The sequence below is a fragment of the Citrobacter sp. wls757 genome, from assembly GCF_005280935.1.
In the GTDB taxonomy this organism is placed as follows: Bacteria; Pseudomonadota; Gammaproteobacteria; order Enterobacterales; family Enterobacteriaceae; genus Citrobacter; species Citrobacter portucalensis.
Window position 1 is genome coordinate 565,920 of record NZ_SZWU01000060.1, and the last position, 16,586, is coordinate 582,505.

General features: G+C 51.1%; 18 protein-coding genes and 1 pseudogene. 10 read left to right on the forward strand and 9 right to left on the reverse strand.

Features of this window, described 5'->3' with window-relative positions:
- Positions 1–98 precede the first annotated feature (98 nt).
- From FDW94_RS17565 to pspE, 3 genes are all read right to left on the reverse strand, one after another.
- Complete coding sequence (locus tag FDW94_RS17565) at positions 99–1,160, reverse strand: YcjF family protein (RefSeq protein ID WP_032943592.1); 1,062 nt, start codon at positions 1,158–1,160, stop codon at positions 99–101.
- Complete coding sequence (locus FDW94_RS17570) at positions 1,157–2,554, reverse strand: YcjX family protein (RefSeq protein WP_032944430.1); 1,398 nt, start codon at positions 2,552–2,554, stop codon at positions 1,157–1,159. The genes FDW94_RS17565 and FDW94_RS17570 overlap by 4 nt, the downstream gene beginning before the upstream one ends.
- A gap of 142 nt (positions 2,555–2,696) precedes the next feature.
- Positions 2,697–3,014 (reverse strand): thiosulfate sulfurtransferase PspE, encoded by a 318-nt coding sequence (pspE, locus tag FDW94_RS17575; RefSeq protein ID WP_008784913.1) that lies wholly within the window; start codon positions 3,012–3,014, stop codon positions 2,697–2,699.
- Positions 3,015–3,169: 155 nt separating this feature from the next.
- Here pspE and FDW94_RS24450 point away from each other — a divergent pair.
- A pseudogene (locus FDW94_RS24450) lies at positions 3,170–3,295 on the forward strand (LacI family transcriptional regulator); the annotation flags it as partial.
- Between the two features lie 165 nt (positions 3,296–3,460).
- Here FDW94_RS24450 and pspD read toward each other — a convergent pair.
- The 4 genes from pspD to pspA are packed head-to-tail and all read right to left on the reverse strand — an operon-like array spanning position 3,461 to position 5,006.
- On the reverse strand, positions 3,461–3,691 hold the full coding sequence (gene pspD, locus FDW94_RS17585; RefSeq protein WP_003833267.1) for a phage shock protein PspD: 231 nt from the start codon (positions 3,689–3,691) through the stop codon (positions 3,461–3,463).
- Between the two features lie 8 nt (positions 3,692–3,699).
- Positions 3,700–4,059 (reverse strand): envelope stress response membrane protein PspC, encoded by a 360-nt coding sequence (pspC, locus tag FDW94_RS17590; protein ID WP_003020497.1) that lies wholly within the window; start codon positions 4,057–4,059, stop codon positions 3,700–3,702.
- Positions 4,059–4,283, reverse strand: coding sequence for an envelope stress response membrane protein PspB (gene pspB / locus FDW94_RS17595; RefSeq protein ID WP_003020509.1), 225 nt, complete (start codon positions 4,281–4,283; stop codon positions 4,059–4,061). The genes pspC and pspB overlap by 1 nt, the downstream gene beginning before the upstream one ends.
- Positions 4,284–4,337: 54 nt before the next feature.
- On the reverse strand, positions 4,338–5,006 hold the full coding sequence (gene pspA, locus FDW94_RS17600; protein WP_003020532.1) for a phage shock protein PspA: 669 nt from the start codon (positions 5,004–5,006) through the stop codon (positions 4,338–4,340).
- 155 nt (positions 5,007–5,161) lie between these two features.
- On the opposite strand from pspA, the gene pspF reads away from it, so the two are divergent.
- A complete protein-coding gene (gene pspF / locus FDW94_RS17605; RefSeq protein WP_167819984.1) occupies positions 5,162–6,151 on the forward strand; it encodes a phage shock protein operon transcriptional activator in 990 nt (329 codons plus the stop codon).
- Between the two features lie 94 nt (positions 6,152–6,245).
- Complete coding sequence (locus FDW94_RS17610) at positions 6,246–6,890, forward strand: quinolone resistance pentapeptide repeat protein QnrB9 (protein ID WP_004201260.1); 645 nt, start codon at positions 6,246–6,248, stop codon at positions 6,888–6,890.
- A 41-nt stretch (positions 6,891–6,931) separates the two neighbouring features.
- Here the strand turns inward: FDW94_RS17610 and FDW94_RS17615 are convergent, their stop codons facing one another.
- Positions 6,932–7,384: an SgcJ/EcaC family oxidoreductase gene (locus tag FDW94_RS17615; protein WP_003833285.1), complete on the reverse strand. Its 453-nt coding sequence runs from the start codon at positions 7,382–7,384 to the stop codon at positions 6,932–6,934.
- A 534-nt stretch (positions 7,385–7,918) separates the two neighbouring features.
- Here FDW94_RS17615 and sapA point away from each other — a divergent pair.
- The 5 genes from sapA to sapF are packed head-to-tail and all read left to right on the forward strand — an operon-like array spanning position 7,919 to position 13,201.
- The gene (sapA, locus tag FDW94_RS17620; protein WP_003833288.1) at positions 7,919–9,562 is read left to right on the forward strand and encodes an ABC transporter substrate-binding protein SapA; all 1,644 of its coding nucleotides are present in this window, start codon (positions 7,919–7,921) and stop codon (positions 9,560–9,562) included.
- The gene (gene sapB / locus FDW94_RS17625; RefSeq protein WP_003020545.1) at positions 9,559–10,524 is read left to right on the forward strand and encodes a peptide ABC transporter permease SapB; all 966 of its coding nucleotides are present in this window, start codon (positions 9,559–9,561) and stop codon (positions 10,522–10,524) included. Before sapA ends, sapB begins: the two co-directional genes overlap by 4 nt.
- Positions 10,511–11,401, forward strand: coding sequence for a peptide ABC transporter permease SapC (gene sapC, locus FDW94_RS17630; protein ID WP_003833291.1), 891 nt, complete (start codon positions 10,511–10,513; stop codon positions 11,399–11,401). Before sapB ends, sapC begins: the two co-directional genes overlap by 14 nt.
- Positions 11,401–12,393: a peptide ABC transporter ATP-binding protein SapD gene (gene sapD / locus FDW94_RS17635; RefSeq protein WP_003020556.1), complete on the forward strand. Its 993-nt coding sequence runs from the start codon at positions 11,401–11,403 to the stop codon at positions 12,391–12,393. The genes sapC and sapD overlap by 1 nt, the downstream gene beginning before the upstream one ends.
- Position 12,394: 1 nt before the next feature.
- Complete coding sequence (sapF, locus tag FDW94_RS17640; RefSeq protein WP_003020558.1) at positions 12,395–13,201, forward strand: peptide ABC transporter ATP-binding protein SapF; 807 nt, start codon at positions 12,395–12,397, stop codon at positions 13,199–13,201.
- A gap of 38 nt (positions 13,202–13,239) precedes the next feature.
- On the opposite strand, the gene FDW94_RS17645 is transcribed toward sapF, so the two are convergent.
- Complete coding sequence (locus FDW94_RS17645; RefSeq protein ID WP_137378042.1) at positions 13,240–13,932, reverse strand: EAL domain-containing protein; 693 nt, start codon at positions 13,930–13,932, stop codon at positions 13,240–13,242.
- Between the two features lie 442 nt (positions 13,933–14,374).
- Here FDW94_RS17645 and fabI point away from each other — a divergent pair, with 442 nt between their 5' ends.
- Together fabI and FDW94_RS17655 are read left to right on the forward strand one after the other, a co-directional pair.
- Positions 14,375–15,163, forward strand: a complete 789-nt coding sequence (gene fabI, locus FDW94_RS17650; protein WP_020996373.1) for an enoyl-ACP reductase FabI — start codon at positions 14,375–14,377, stop codon at positions 15,161–15,163.
- Positions 15,164–15,377: 214 nt separating this feature from the next.
- Positions 15,378–16,523 carry a CMD domain-containing protein gene (locus FDW94_RS17655; RefSeq protein WP_137377973.1) on the forward strand — a complete coding sequence of 382 codons (1,146 nt, stop codon included), beginning with the start codon at positions 15,378–15,380 and terminating at the stop codon, positions 16,521–16,523.
- Positions 16,524–16,586 lie beyond the last annotated feature (63 nt).

Below are 16,586 nucleotides of genomic sequence, written 5' to 3' on the forward strand. Positions count from 1 at the left end.
TTTGGTTTGCAGGAAGAACTCTGTCAACAAATATTGACAGCGCGCTGGAAAATTAGGCGCCGGGGCGTAAAGTTATACGATCGGCGCCTGTTTTATAGCTAACTTTCGCGCGGAGATTTGTTCTTTTGTAACGTCTCTTTCACCTGACCAATCAGTTGACGGCGAAAATCGCCCAGTCGTGGCTTATCATCATCGATCCACGGCAGCGGTCGGCAAAGTTCCATAGCTTTAATGCCCAGACGCGCCGTTAATAACCCCGCGCCAATGCCCTGTGCGGCACGCGTTGATAAGCGGGCGGCTAAATCCTGCGACATCCAGTCCATCCCTACTTCCCGCACCAGCTCACTGGCCCCGGCAAAAGCGATATTCAGCAGCACCAGGCGGAACAAGCGCAGACGGCTGTAATAACCAAGTTCAATGCCATACAGCGATGCAATGCGATTAATCAGCCGCAGATTTCGCCAGGCGATAAACGCCATATCCACCAGCGCCAACGGACTGACTGCAATCATCAGCGTGGACTCTGCCGCTGAACGGCTAATCTCACGCCGGGCTTGCGCATCCAGTACCGGCTGCACAAGATGGGCATACAGGCTGACCACTTCGCGATCGTTCTGCGTTTCATGAATTGAGGCATACCAACGCTGTAGAGCCGGATGCGACTGATCGATACCCGCCTGCTGCGCCAGTTTTTCACAAAATGCACGACCTTTTCCGGTTCCATGGCTGTGGAGCAAGTCTCGCGCTTCATCACGTTCGTGCGCGCGCTGACGCAATCGCCACAATCTGCGCCACTCGGTCGCCACCGATCCGACACCTGCGCCGATAATCAATGCGCCTGCGGCACATCCTCCCAGCGCGACCCAGTCCTGAGTCTGCCAGGCGTTCATGGTCCACTGCACACCCTGAGCAACAACGCTTACGCCAAACAGCGCCAGCCCGCCCATCACCATCTTGCGCCACAGACTGCGTTTGGGGCGTAAGGCCGCATCAATGACGGCCTCCGCCTGACCTTCGTCTTCCAGGGGTTCATCCACTTTCGCTGGAGAAAAAGTCTGCGCCTCCGTCTCATTGAACATTTGCTGCGCTTTAAACGCCGTGTTTTGTTCCACGTCCAGCGGACCTGAGAAATCGATACGCGGTTTTAACGGCTCGCTCATCGCAATTTATCTCCTATTAAAAACTCCAGCGCGGCATCAAGGCGGATATGCGGTAAGGGTTTATCGACATCCATAACCTGCGGGCGAAACGCCTCAAACTGAAAGCCCTGGCGGTCCCAAAATGCCTGTCCGGGCAGTCGCGCGGGAACCTCGCCCGGATAGACTGTCAGCGGTTCGCCATCGCTCAGACGATTACCTCGCAGCGCCGGGATCTTTTCACCTTTCACATCGATCAAGCCGCTGGTGGTTGCCTGCACCGATGCCAGCCCCAGACAATCCATGCTGATACCTTCGAACGCCGCGTTTTGCCATGCGTCCTGGATCAACTGCTGCAATAACGACACCATATTGGCGTGCTGATCGACCGTGACGTGGTCGGCTTTGGTGGCGGCAAACAGCAGCTTGTCGATCACCGGAGAAAATAGCCGACGAAACAGCGTACGCTGCCCGTAATGGAAGCTTTGCATCAACTGGGTAAGCGCCAGACGCATGTCGTTGAACGCCTGTGGCCCGCTGTTGAGCGGCTGCAGGCAATCGACCAGCACAATCTGGCGGTCAAAGCGCAGGAAGTGATTCTTATAAAACCCTTTGACGACCTTTTCGCAGTAATAATTGAATCTTTCGCGCAACATGCCCGCGTTGGTGTGTTTGTCAGCCTGCGCCAGCTTTGATTCCCCCCAGGCATCGACATCCGGCCACGGGAAGAATTGCAGCGCAGGCGCGCCCGCCATATCCCCGGGCAGGACAAAACGGCCCGGTTGAATAAAATGCAGGCCCTGCTGTTTACACTGATGCAGATACTCCGTCCAGGCGGCAGCAATTTCCGCCAGACGGTTTTCATCAGCAGGCGCCAACGGATCCAGCCCCTGGCATAACTGCCGCCATTTTGCCGACCATTCGCCCCGCTGCCCCTGCAATAATCCGGTCATTTGCCGCGACCAGCTCAGATAATCCTGGGCAAGCATCGGTAAATCGAGCAGCCACTCCCCCGGATAATCGACGATCTCCAGGTACAGCGTAGAGGTGTCTTTAAAGTGGCGCAGTAAAGAGTCATTGGATTTATAGCGCAGCGCCAGACGTATTTCACTCACGCCGCGCGTAGGGGTCGGCCAGGTTGGCGGAGAGCCGTACAGTTGCGCCAGTCCCTCATCATAGGTAAAGCGCGGAATGCCAAAATCGCGTTGAGGAACCCGTTTTACGCCGAGCAAACGCTCTTCGCGCACGCAACTGAGCAACGGCAGACGCGCACCGGCATGAATATTGAGTAACTGGTTTACCATCGCAGTGATAAACGCCGTCTTACCGCTGCGGCTAAGTCCGGTGACAGCCAGGCGTAAATGCCGGTCTACGCCGCGATTAACCAGCGAATTGAGTTCATTTTTAAGTCGCTTCATCGCCATCCCGTTTTGCTGAAGGAACCGAAGAAATTATAACAAACAGGAAGTAAAGATAGGGGTCAATTCTTACTTATCAACTACCTGGGCGGTACCTGGCGGCATTATTCTTACCGCCAGGAGCAGAAGAACTGCGTACGGCTTATTTATTCTCTACTTTAGGAAGCGAGATCTGGTTGATGCCACCTTCATTCGTCACCTGCGTATAGCCCATTTCAGTCAACATATCCTTCGCTTGTCCCGATTGACGCCCGGAGTTGCAGTACAGCTTCACAGTGTCGTTCTTATCAGGAACTTCAGCTGCAATACGTGCCTTCATTTCTTTTAATGGAATATTGACGGCCCCCTGAATATGCTGCTGTTGGTACTGTTCAGGAACGCGAACATCGATCCAGTGTTCGGCTGCGTAAACCGGCATGCCGATGACCAGAGCCAACGCTAATACACCTTTTTTCAACATAATATCTTCCTGACTGATAGTTGGATTTACCTCTACACTATACGCCAGTTCTTAAGAAAATATTGCGACCGCATTATCACCGTCTGCAGGCGCGGACGATTGTTCCTCAGGTTACCCATGCTGCAGTTAGCCTGTTGATTTTTCTACCCACATTTGATGTTCCTACCCAACAATTAGGTGAGCAAAGCTGTAATTTATTATTTAATCTGATTGCAGGTGAGAAAGGATTACAGAATATCACGATAGGAACACAAATATTGCTGACCGACTTCCTGATATAAAACCTGGGTATTAATGCCCTGCGAAATAGATTTTTTAGTTCACCTTCAATACCCGTGGTAACAACCCAAAAGAATTTTGACAGCCCCCAAATTATATTTGTAAGCTGCCGCAAATTAACTGAGGGAATGTTGATTAATTGTTGCTTGCTTTTGCTGATTCAAATATCAGGGTTGATTACCTGAATAGCGTTTCGACAATTTTGCCGCAGCCCGACTCAACACCGGTTCCAGAACCAACGCCAGCAGCATTTTTAGCGGGCGTCGGGCGACGGACTTCACCGCCCACCCTGCTACACCCGCCGGGCCGTAGCGCAGCGCGGTCAGAAGCACCAGCTTACCTGCTATTTTAAAGCCCGGCTTAACCCTTTGCCCGGCACGTTGCCAGCGATTGTTCATTTCTGTCCTCACAATTGACGGAAGCGACTACGTAAGGAAAAAGTATCGGACGTCACATAACGCTCCATTTCACGTAAACGCTTTTCACTAGCCGCCAGCTCGCGATCGACGGCATCCAACAGCTCACCGCTTGATGGCTGCTGCTCGCCGGAAACCACATTGTCCGGCATCGGATCCAACACAAAGGTCAGCACGATGTAGGCGACGAAGGTGAAAAAGGCCAGGCCAAAAAAGACTGACAACACCACCAGGATCCGTACCAGCTTCACAGGCACATCGAGATAATGCGCAATACCTGCGCAAACCCCCTTCACCATGCCCTGCTGCGGAATACGCCACAGTTTTTTGTTCAGGTTAACGCCTCCCATTAGCGGTCCCTCCAGTTTGGATGTTCAGCATCGAGGATGTCTTCCAGCGCCTGAATGCGCTCGCGCATCCGCTGTGCGTCATCGTTGAGTTCAACCAGGCGTTGCTGTTCACTTTGCGACAGTTCGCCACGACTGGAACGGTTGCTGTAGTGCAGCCAGAGCCAAATCGGTAAAACGAACAACACAAAGATGGTTAACGGGATAGCCAGAAATAGCGCGCTCATGAGTACTCCTTACAGGTGATGAGCGGCGGCGCGTTCGGGCGCCGCCAGATGTTATTATTGCTTGTCTTGCTGCATTTTGGCTTTAAGTTGCGCCAGCTGCTCGCTGATTTCATCATCTGCTTTCAGGTCAGCAAATTGCTGATCCAGAGACTTCTGTTTACCGAAGTTATGGCTTTCAGCCTCGGCTTCCATCTGATCGATACGACGCTCGAAAGATTCAAAGCGCGCCATCGCTTCATCGAGTTTACCGCTGTCCAGTTGACGACGGACATCACGCGAAGAACTCGCTGCCTGATGACGCAACATCAACGCCTGCTGACGAGCACGGGTTTCACTGAGTTTATTTTCCAGCTCACCGATCTCTTTTTTCATACGCGCCAGCGTATCGTCAACCAGCGTCACCTCATGCTCCAGAGAGGCAATTAAATCGGTCAGTTTCTGCTTTTCAATTAACGCAGAACGCGCCAGATCTTCTTTCTCTTTACGCAGCGCTAGTTCTGCTTTTTCCTGCCACTCTGCCTGTTGGGCACTGGCCTGTTCGATACGGCGAGATAATTGTTTCTTTTCTGCCAGCGCACGCGCTGAGTTAGAACGTACCTCAACCAGCGTGTCTTCCATTTCCTGGATCATCAACCGCACCAGTTTCTGCGGATCTTCAGCCTTTTCCAGCAACGCATTAATGTTGGCGTTCACGATGTCGGCAAAACGAGAAAAAATACCCATAATGTAATCCTCACTTACTGTTCTGATATCGGGCTATGCCCTGCTGTTTTCGTAATGCACTTGGCGTGCCAACTTTTTATCTAATTGATTCTAATAATTATATCTAATTTTACCTGTTGCGAAAATTAGGGTAAATTGGTGAATAACACTAACAAATGGTGAATTTCATCATGGCTGGATACAAAGATAATCTTCTGGGTGAAGCGAACAGCTTTATTGAAGTGCTGGAGCAGGTTTCTCATCTGGCACCGCTGGATAAACCTGTACTGGTTATAGGTGAGCGCGGGACCGGGAAAGAACTTATTGCCAACCGCCTGCACTACCTCTCCACCCGCTGGCAAGGCCCGTTTATTTCGCTTAACTGCGCGGCTCTAAACGAAAATTTGCTTGATTCCGAACTGTTTGGTCACGAAGCGGGTGCCTTTACCGGCGCGCAAAAACGCCATCCAGGACGTTTCGAACGCGCCGACGGCGGTACGCTGTTTCTCGATGAACTGGCAACCGCCCCGATGTTGGTACAGGAAAAATTACTGCGGGTTATTGAATATGGCGAGCTGGAGCGCGTTGGTGGCAGCCAGCCGTTGCAAGTTAACGTACGACTTGTTTGTGCGACCAATGCCGACTTACCTCGCATGGTCAGCGAAGGCACTTTCCGCGCGGACCTGCTGGATCGCCTGGCCTTTGACGTGGTGCAACTCCCACCGTTACGCGAGCGTCAAAGTGACATTATGTTAATGGCCGAGCATTTTGCCATTCAGATGTGCCGCGAGATCGGATTACCTCTGTTTCCGGGTTTTAGTGCCGAGGCCAGAGAAACTCTCCTCCACTACCGTTGGCCGGGCAATATTCGTGAACTGAAAAACGTCGTGGAGCGATCCGTTTACCGGCATGGAACCAGTGATTACCCGCTGGATGAGATAATCATTGACCCCTTCCGCCGCCACACTACTCAGCCGCAGGCGTCGGAAACTAAACCGATGTCTGTAGGTTTACCGCTGGATCTGCGTGAATTCCAGCAGCAGCAAGAGAAAGACTTTCTACAAACCAGCTTACAGCAGGCAAAATTTAACCAGAAAAAAGCCGCTGAATTACTGGGGCTGACTTACCATCAGCTTCGCGCTTTGCTGAAAAAACACCAGATTTAACGCACATTTGCAGATGTCATATTGGCGGATTTGACGCATAACCTCATCAGGGTTTACCATGACACCATTACTGTATAAAAAAACAGGTACAAATATGGCTCTGGCACTCGTTGGCGAAAAAATTGACAGGAACCGCTTCACCGGTGAGAAAATTGAAAATAGTACATTTTTTAACTGTGATTTTTCAGGTGCCGACCTGAGCGGCACTGAATTTATCGGCTGTCAGTTCTATGATCGTGAAAGCCAGAAAGGGTGCAATTTTAGTCGTGCGATGCTGAAAGATGCCATTTTTAAAAGCTGTGATTTATCCATGGCGGATTTTCGCAATGCCAGTGCGCTTGGCATTGAAATTCGCCACTGTCGTGCGCAAGGCGCAGATTTTCGCGGCGCAAGCTTTATGAATATGATCACCACACGCACCTGGTTTTGCAGCGCATATATAACTAACACAAATCTAAGCTACGCCAATTTTTCGAAAGTCGTGCTGGAAAAATGTGAGCTGTGGGAAAACCGTTGGATGGGTGCCCAGGTACTGGGCGCGACGTTCAGTGGTTCAGATCTTTCCGGCGGCGAGTTTTCGACTTTCGACTGGCGAGCAGCAAACTTCACACATTGCGATCTGACCAATTCGGAGTTGGGTGACTTAGATATTCGGGGCGTTGATTTACAAGGCGTTAAGTTGGACAACTACCAGGCATCGTTGCTCATGGAACGTCTTGGCATCGCGATTATTGGCTAGTCTTCAGGGAGCGGTGAATATTCCGCCCCCTGCACTGCTTTTTACCCCTCAGGCATCGCTGAAGAGTGGTGTGTGGAAATTTTCCACTCTTTACCGTCCCATGCATAAGTGAATGTGTAGCGGGCTGAAACCGTTGATTTGTCCGCGAAGGTAAATGTGTAGGTACCGGTGTCTATCGCCTTATTACACCCCAGGCGAATGGTACGCATGTCAATTTTCCCGGTCGGCTTTTTCGCAAGAAAATGCTCGAAATAATCAACACGTTCAGCGTCCGTTAAACGCGCTTTATTGGATACAGTAGGCAGCAATACCGCATCGCTAAGATAATTTTCAGATACCGTCTGCGCGTTACCTGTTTTCAATGACTCGTTCCACTTATCAAATAGCGCTTCGATTTGCGCTTTATTCACCTTCACACAGTCTGGAGTCGACGCTGCAAAAACGGCTCCAGGCAATAGGGCAAGTGAAACAACAAGGCTCAGTAATTTATTCATACAATTCATTCCATTAGAAGTTAAATGGCAACAGAAAACCGTTCATAACCAGGATCAAAGCCAAAATGCATTTAATAACCAATGGAAATCATCACCATAAATGGGTGAGAAGATTAAGATGCCATGAAGAAAAAATGGAATTAACATATTGAAATAATTATAGGTACTTTAGCTATTACAACTCACATAACGTGTACTACTTCCTGAATTATTATAGTTCAGCATTGATAGTGACACTCTAAATGCTCGCTCCACACTTCGTTATCGATGCCATACTCCATCTTCCGAGCACACACTGATATCAATCAGTAAACAACGACAGGTACGCCCCCACGTTTATAGCAAGTCAGATGGGCCATGAAAATGCTAAGATAGTTAACAGAGTAGATTCAAAGTGGATAGCAGGTATGAATTTTGACCATGTCGCGGTGTTGAACTCGAGCTTATCGAGCCTGTTACTCCCAAAAACAAACGGTAATGGCAAATGTCATTAAGTATTAGTAAGATAGCCTCTTTATATAATCCATTAAAATTATGCGCCTGGTTTTATCATCTCTGATCGTGATGGCTGGATTTCTGAGTGGTCAGGCTGCTGCTGCGCCTGAGCAAGCTCCGCACGCTGATATCCGTGACAGTGGGTTTGTCTATTGCGTCAGCGGGCAAGTCAATACGTTCAACCCACAAAAAACGAGCAGCGGTCTCATCGTCGATACGTTAGCGGCCCAATTGTATGACCGACTGCTTGATGTAGATCCCTACACCTATCGGCTGGTGCCTGAGCTTGCTGAAAGCTGGGAGGTGCTGGATAACGGCGCAACCTACCGCTTCCATCTGCGTCGTGACGTTCAGTTTCAGAAGACGGCCTGGTTCACCCCCACCCGCAAACTGAATGCAGACGATGTGGTGTTTACCTTCGAGCGCATCTTTGATCGCCACCATCCGTGGCACAATGTGAACGGCAGCAGTTTCCCCTACTTCGACAGCCTGCAGTTTGCCGATAACGTCCAAAGCGTGCGCAAACTGGACAACAACACCGTTGAATTCCGCTTAACGCAACCGGATGCCTCCTTTATGTGGCACCTTGCCACACACTATGCCTCCGTAATGTCGGCGGAATATGCCGCTAATCTGGCAAAACAGGATCGCCAGGAGTTGCTCGACAGACAACCCGTCGGCACAGGCCCGTACCAGCTTTCGGAGAATCGTGCCGGCCAATATATTCGGTTGCAGCGACATGAAAAATTCTGGCGTGGCACTCCTCTGATGCCGCAGGTCGTAGTGGATCTCGGTTCTGGTGGAACCGGACGCTTATCGAAATTACTCACTGGCGAATGTGACGTCCTTGCCTGGCCTGCCGCCAGCCAGCTCAGCATATTGCGTGATGACCCTCGCCTGCGTTTGACGCTGCGCCCGGGGATGAACATTGCCTATCTGGCGTTCAACACCAATAAACCGCCGTTGAATAACCCTGCCGTGCGGCATGCGCTGGCGCTAGCGATCAACAACCAGCGCTTAATGCAGTCTATCTACTACGGGACGGCAGAAACCGCGGCATCTATTTTGCCTCGCGCCTCGTGGGCTTATGATAACGAAGCTAAAATTACAGAATACAACCCGGCAAAATCGCGCGAGCAGCTAAAAGCGCTGGGGCTGGAGAATCTGACGTTACAACTTTGGGTCCCTACCAGCTCTCAGGCCTGGAACCCCAGTCCGCTGAAAACCGCCGAGCTGATTCAGGCAGATATGGCTCAGGTGGGTGTGAAAGTGAAGATCATCCCGGTAGAAGGTCGTTTTCAGGAGGCGAGATTAATGGATATGAACCATGATCTGACGTTATCCGGCTGGGCGACGGACAGTAACGATCCTGACAGTTTTTTCCGGCCGTTGCTCAGCTGTGCCGCCATCAATTCACAGACCAACTTTGCCCACTGGTGTAATCCGCAGTTTGACAGCATTCTGCGCAAGGCTCTCTCTTCGCAGCAGCTTTCATCGCGAATTGATGCCTATGACGAAGCGCAAAATATTCTTGCCCAAGAGTTACCGATCCTGCCACTGGCCTCTTCACTGCGTCTACAGGCTTACCGCTACGACATCAAAGGGTTGGTGCTCAGTCCATTCGGTAATGCCTCTTTTGCCGGCGTGTCCAGGGAAAAGAAAGATGAGGTGAAAAAACCATGATTATCTTCACCTTGCGTCGATTTTTATTGCTACTGGTAACCCTGTTCTTCCTGACCTTTATTGGCTTCAGCCTGAGCTACTTCACGCCTCATGCGCCGTTACAGGGTGCATCGCTGTGGAACGCATGGGTATTCTGGTTCAATGGTCTCATTCACTGGGATTTCGGCGTATCCAGTATCAACGGTCAGTTGATCTCAGAGCAGCTGAAAGAGGTGTTCCCGGCCACAATGGAGCTGTGCATTCTTGCCTTTGGTTTTGCACTAATGGTTGGGATCCCCGTTGGTATGCTGGCCGGTATCACGCGGAACAAATGGCAGGACCGCTGCATCAGCGCATTGGCTCTGATGGGGTTTTCTATCCCCGTTTTTTGGCTGGCGCTGCTGCTGACATTGCTCTTCTCACTGACCCTCGGCTGGTTACCCGTTTCCGGGCGTTTTGATCTTCTCTACGAGGTGAAACCTGTTACCGGTTTTGCCATTATTGATGCGTGGATCTCCGACTCGCCCTGGCGCGATGAAATGCTGGTCAGCGCTATCCGTCATATGGTGCTCCCGGTGCTGACGCTCTCCGTTGCGCCCACCACAGAAGTTATCCGCCTGATGCGTATCAGCACCATTGAGGTCTTTGACCAGAACTACGTCAAAGCGGCGGCCACGCGCGGTCTGTCACGATTAACGATTCTGCGTCGTCACGTCCTGCACAATGCCCTTCCGCCAGTGATCCCGCGTCTGGGATTACAGTTTTCCACCATGCTGACGCTGGCGATGATCACCGAGATGGTCTTTAGCTGGCCCGGTCTTGGTCGTTGGCTGATTAACGCGATTCGCCAGCAGGATTACGCGGCGATTTCAGCGGGCGTGATGGTGATTGGTTCACTGGTTATCATCGTTAACGTCATCTCTGATATTCTGGGTGCTATGGCTAACCCTCTGAAACATAAGGAATGGTATGCCTTACGATAGCGTCTATAGCGAAAAACGCCCGCCAGGTACGTTGCGCACCGCATGGCGCAATTTCTATGGCGATGCGACTGCGATGATCGGCCTGTACGGCTGTGCGGGACTGGCTATTCTGTGTATTTTTGGTGGTTGGTTTGCCCCTTACGGCATCGATCAGCAATTTCTCGGCTATCAGCTTTTACCGCCGTCATGGTCGCGCTATGGCGAAGTCTCATTCTTCCTCGGGACTGACGATCTGGGACGTGACGTTTTAAGTCGTCTGCTCAGCGGCGCGGCCCCGACCGTTGGCGGCGCGTTTGTCGTTACTCTTGCCGCCACGCTGTGTGGCCTGGTATTGGGCGTAGTTGCCGGTGCGACGCACGGCTTGCGCTCTGCGGTGCTGAACCACATTCTGGACACCCTGCTGTCGATCCCTTCTCTGCTGCTGGCGATTATTGTGGTGGCCTTTGCCGGGCCGCATCTGACACACGCCATGTTTGCCGTCTGGCTGGCGCTGCTGCCGCGCATGGTGCGCTCCGTTTACAGCATGGTGCATGACGAGCTGGAGAAAGAGTACGTCATTGCCGCTCGCCTGGACGGTGCAACCACACTGAATATTCTGTGGTTCGCCGTTCTGCCCAATATTACCGCTGGCCTTATTACTGAAATCACCCGCGCACTGTCGATGGCGATTCTGGATATCGCCGCGCTGGGTTTTCTCGACCTTGGCGCACAGTTGCCGTCCCCGGAATGGGGAGCCATGCTCGGCGACGCGCTGGAGCTGATTTATGTCGCACCGTGGACGGTGATGCTGCCAGGCGCGGCAATTATGATAAGCGTGTTGCTGGTTAACCTACTGGGTGACGGCGTGCGCCGCGCAATTATTGCGGGGGTGGAGTAATGCCATTACTGGATATCCGCAACCTGACCATTGAATTCAGAACCGGTGACGACTGGGTTAAGGCTGTTGATCGTGTCAGCATGACCTTGAATGAGGGTGAAATCCGCGGGCTGGTCGGTGAATCTGGATCAGGCAAAAGTCTGATCGCTAAGGCCATTTGCGGGGTTGCTAAAGATAACTGGCGCGTAACCGCAGACCGTATGCGTTTTGATGATATCGATCTGCTACGCCTTTCGGCGCGTGAACGACGCAAATTGGTCGGTCATAACGTCTCCATGATCTTTCAGGAGCCGCAGTCATGTCTCGATCCGTCCGAGCGTATCGGACGTCAACTGATGCAAAATATTCCGGCATGGACCTACAAAGGTCGCTGGTGGCAGCGCATCGGTTGGCGCAAACGCCGTGCGATTGAACTCTTGCACCGCGTCGGGATAAAAGACCATAAAGACGCCATGCGCAGCTTTCCATATGAGCTGACCGATGGCGAATGTCAGAAGGTCATGATCGCTATCGCATTAGCGAATCAGCCGCGTTTGCTGATTGCCGATGAACCAACGAACGCGATGGAGCCAACCACCCAGGCGCAAATTTTCCGTCTGCTAACCCGTCTGAATCAAAACAGCAATACTACCATTTTGTTGATAAGCCATGACCTGCAAATGCTCAGCCAGTGGGCTGACAAAATCAACGTGATGTACTGCGGGCAAACGGTCGAAACCGCGCCAAGTAAAGATTTGGTGACCATTCCTCATCATCCTTATACTCAAGCGTTGATTCGCGCTATTCCTGATTTTGGTAGCGCAATGCCGCACAAAAGCCGCCTGAATACCATGCCAGGAGCTATTCCATTGCTGGAACAATTACCCATCGGCTGTCGTCTGGGGCCACGCTGCCCTTATGCACAACGCGAATGTATTGAAACCCCAAGACTGACCGGAGCAAAGAATCATCTCTACGCCTGTCATTTCCCGCTGAACATGGAGAGAGAGTGAGATGGTAGAAACCCTGCTCGAAGTTCGTAATCTGAGCAAAACCTTTCGCTACCGGACAGGTTTATTTCGCCGCCAGACCGTTGAGGCCGTTAAGCCCCTGAGTTTCACCCTGCGTGAACGTCAGACGCTCGCCGTCATTGGTGAAAACGGTTCGGGGAAATCTACGCTGGCAAAAATGTTGGCGGGTATGATTGAACCCACCAGCGGTGAGCTGCTGATTGACGATCATCCGTTAAAATATGGCGATTATTCATTTCGTAGTCAGCGGATCCGTATGATTTTCCAGGATCCGTCAACATCGCTTAATCCGCGGCAACGTATCTCGCAGATCCTTGATTTTCCGCTACGTCTGAATACCGACCTCGAGCCTGAGCAGCGTCGTAAACAGATCGTGGAGACCATGCGCATGGTCGGGCTGCTGCCCGATCACGTAAGCTATTACCCACATATGTTGGCCCCAGGGCAAAAACAGCGTCTGGGCCTTGCCCGTGCGCTCATTTTACGCCCCAAAGTCATTATCGCCGACGAAGCCCTGGCCTCTCTGGACATGTCGATGCGTTCACAGCTCATCAATCTGATGCTGGAATTGCAGGAAAAACAGGGGATTTCGTATATCTATGTGACCCAACATATTGGCATGATGAAGCACATCAGCGATCAGGTATTAGTCATGCATCAGGGCGAAGTGGTAGAACGCGGCAGTACAGCGGATGTTCTGGCGTCCCCGCTTCATGAGCTTACCCGCCGCCTGATTGCAGGTCATTTCGGCGAAGCGCTCACCGCTGATGCCTGGCGAAAAGATCGTTAGCAAACGGCTGCCCTCCTCAACCGGGGGGCAATCTGTCATCAGTGACACAACGTGGGTAAGAGCAGCGTATCAACTTCGGTAAACGCGACTGACGGGTAAAGGGCACCACCTTGCATTGCCCAGACACCTGCGGTACTGGCCTCGTCAATAAGTCGTACTGTTTCTACTCCCTTCACCACAACACGGTCGCAATATTCCCTGATATTTTTGATCAGCACCGGGAACATCGGTTTTTCTACCTGTTCCAGGAAGAAACCGCGATCCAGTTTCACAACGTCAAAATGACCGCAAACCAGCGGACTGGCCCCTACGCTGCCGGAGCCAAGATCGCCCAACCACAATGCGTTTGGGCCGTCGCGAAGTGAATTAATCAGCAGATTATTCAGGCACACGGTATTCGACAGAAAACGTTCTGAAAGTTCCAGTGCAATAAATGGTAGAGCATGTAAGACCGACTTGATGGCTGGATCACCAATCGCCAGCAGTGCCATTTCGTCAATGAGGTTCAGGGTGCAAATAAGGCTGTTGCGCTCAAACCAGTCACGCTTTTCGGCAATTAGTCGAATTTGCTCGAGCATGAAATTACGCTTTTGTTCGCTATCCCACGCTGAAATGATGAAATCTGGATGCAACGGGTGAACCGTATCTGAAGTAAACCGGGCGTTAATCTCTACACCCAGTAATTTATCTGTTGTGTCTCTCATCGGTTCCGCGATGAAATGATAGTGCATAAGACCACTCCAATTGATCATAACATCCTGATAATGCACTTCTAATCACAATCAATCAATAATATCGATCAATGAATCGATATTGATCGATAAAAACAATATATCATAACAAGCTGAATATTGTCATGTTTTATGTTTTAAGAAAGTTCCTACCTTGCTATGTTTATTAACATCAGCTAGCAATGAAATAATACCATTTCAATGCCTTTGAAACCTCGTATTTTCTCTGATTCACCGACGTTAGATGCCTGAACGAAGCATAAGCGGAGGGGGATGATATACTCCTCACATGTAATGACGTGACAGGTCACGTGAGGCGGATAACCATTCTCCAGGGAAAAAGCGTGGGATATAATTTCAGGCCAATTTCGAGTGTGTTTGATGCGTCAATCATAACTCATTGATTGATAAAAGATAAGTGTTAACCAAAAGGATTAAAGCCATGGGTTTTTTATCAGGTAAGCGCATTCTGGTGACAGGCCTTGCCAGTAAATTGTCTATCGCATGGGGAATCGCTCAGGCGATGCATCGCGAAGGTGCAGAACTGGCGTTCACCTACCAGAACGACAAGCTGAAAGGTCGTGTGGAAGAATTTGCAGCGCAATTAGGCTCCAACATTGTTTTGCAGTGTGATGTAGCTGAAGATGCCAGCATTGACGCCATGTTTGCTGAACTGAGCAAAGCCTGGCCGAAATTCGACGGTTTCGTACACTCCATCGGCTTCGCACCTGCTGACCAACTGGATGGTGATTATGTGAATGCAGTTACCCGCGAAGGATTTAAAATTGCGCATGACATTAGCGCTTATAGCTTTGTTGCGATGGCAAAAGCATGTCGTTCCATGCTAAACCCTGGCTCTGCGCTATTGACGTTGTCCTATCTGGGCGCAGAGCGTGCAATCCCGAACTATAACGTGATGGGCCTGGCGAAAGCCTCATTGGAAGCAAACGTCCGTTATATGGCTAACGCAATGGGGCCTGAAGGCGTACGCGTAAACGCAATTTCCGCAGGTCCAATCCGCACCCTCGCCGCTTCCGGTATCAAAGATTTCCGTAAAATGCTGGCCCATTGCGAAGCTGTTACGCCGATTCGCCGCACTGTTACCATTGAAGATGTGGGCAACTCTGCGGCATTCCTGTGTTCCGATCTTTCTGCCGGTATCTCAGGTGAAGTTGTACACGTTGACGGTGGTTTCAGCATCGCTGCAATGAATGAACTAGAACTGAAATAATCATCCACTCTTCTCTGGGCGGCCCACCGTCGCCCGTGATGCTCGTTTTTAATTCCCCTCTACCCTGTCCCATATATGCTTTTCTGATATTTATTATCACGTAACAATCTTTCATCCCCTCTTCTGCTTACGTCAGGATATTGCAGCGCAAACGATCCGGCGTAGTGGTATGACGACGTGTCCGGGTCGCCACTTTTTAGACCAAGGACCGCCCATGGAACAACGCCGAATTGAAGGCAAAAGCCACTGGTATCATGAGACGCAATCCAGCATGTATCCACAAGATGTTCTTCCGCTGGTGCCGGAAGCCGCTCATGTCGACGACTGCTTTTTACTGGATCTGGCGATATCTGATGACGCCCTTTTACCTTTTCAATCCTGGTTAATCCCTGCCCGTAAACTTGCACAGATCCTCTTCCCGATCCACGTAAACCTGAGTCAGATGCACACATTCAGCGCCTATGAACGGATGAGTACGGCGTTAACAGTCGCTCAGGTATATGGCGTCCAGCGATTATGTAATCACTATGCCGCGCGTCTAACACCGCTTCCTGGGCCGGACTCCTCGCGGGAAAGTAACCATCGACTGGCGCAAATCACCCAATATGCTCGTCAACTTGCCAGCTCTCCTGCCGTGATAGGCGCGCGCGATCGCCAGCATCTGGATGCAGTCGGGCTGACCACCAGCGATAGCATTCTGATGAATCAAATTATCGGATTCGTCGGTTTTCAGGCCCGTATCGTGGCCCTGTTTCAGGCCTGGTGTGGACATCCGGTGCGCCGAATTCCGGGTCTCGATATACAACAATTCGCTCACGCTTCGCCATTTAGTGCAGCAAACGCTACCTGGCACGCTGCGCCATTCCCAATAGAAAAACATCTTAATCATGATGAGTCGATAGAAAGACGTTATCCCGAGGAACTGCAAGCGTTACTGCCATTACTGATACATTCCCCCGTCATTTTGGATTTACTCGGGTCGCTCATTTCCAGCACGCAACGTAGCGGGATACCGGTACAGGCATTTTCATTGGCGGCGCTGATGACTTCGCGGATTAATGGCAGCGTGGCCTGTTTTAATGAACATGCGTATTCAGCTCATGAATTAACCGAGGCCATTACCGTTCTTCGTCAGGATGAACGTGAATTACAACGGTGGGAACAACGACATCCGGTTGAGCGCGTCACCCTACAGGCGGTACAATGGCTGACCCGGGCGCCCGACCGCTTTAGCACCGCACTGTTAACGCCTTTGTTCGATCAGGGAATCTCTTCAGAGCAGGCCATTAACCTGCTAGCCTGGAGTGGATTGTGCGGATGGTTGAATCGCTTGAAAATCGCGCTGGGCGACACTGATTAACCGATCCACTTACTGAAAGAGCGCTTGCTGCAACTGGCAGAATCGCGTAAAACTGTCAGCCGC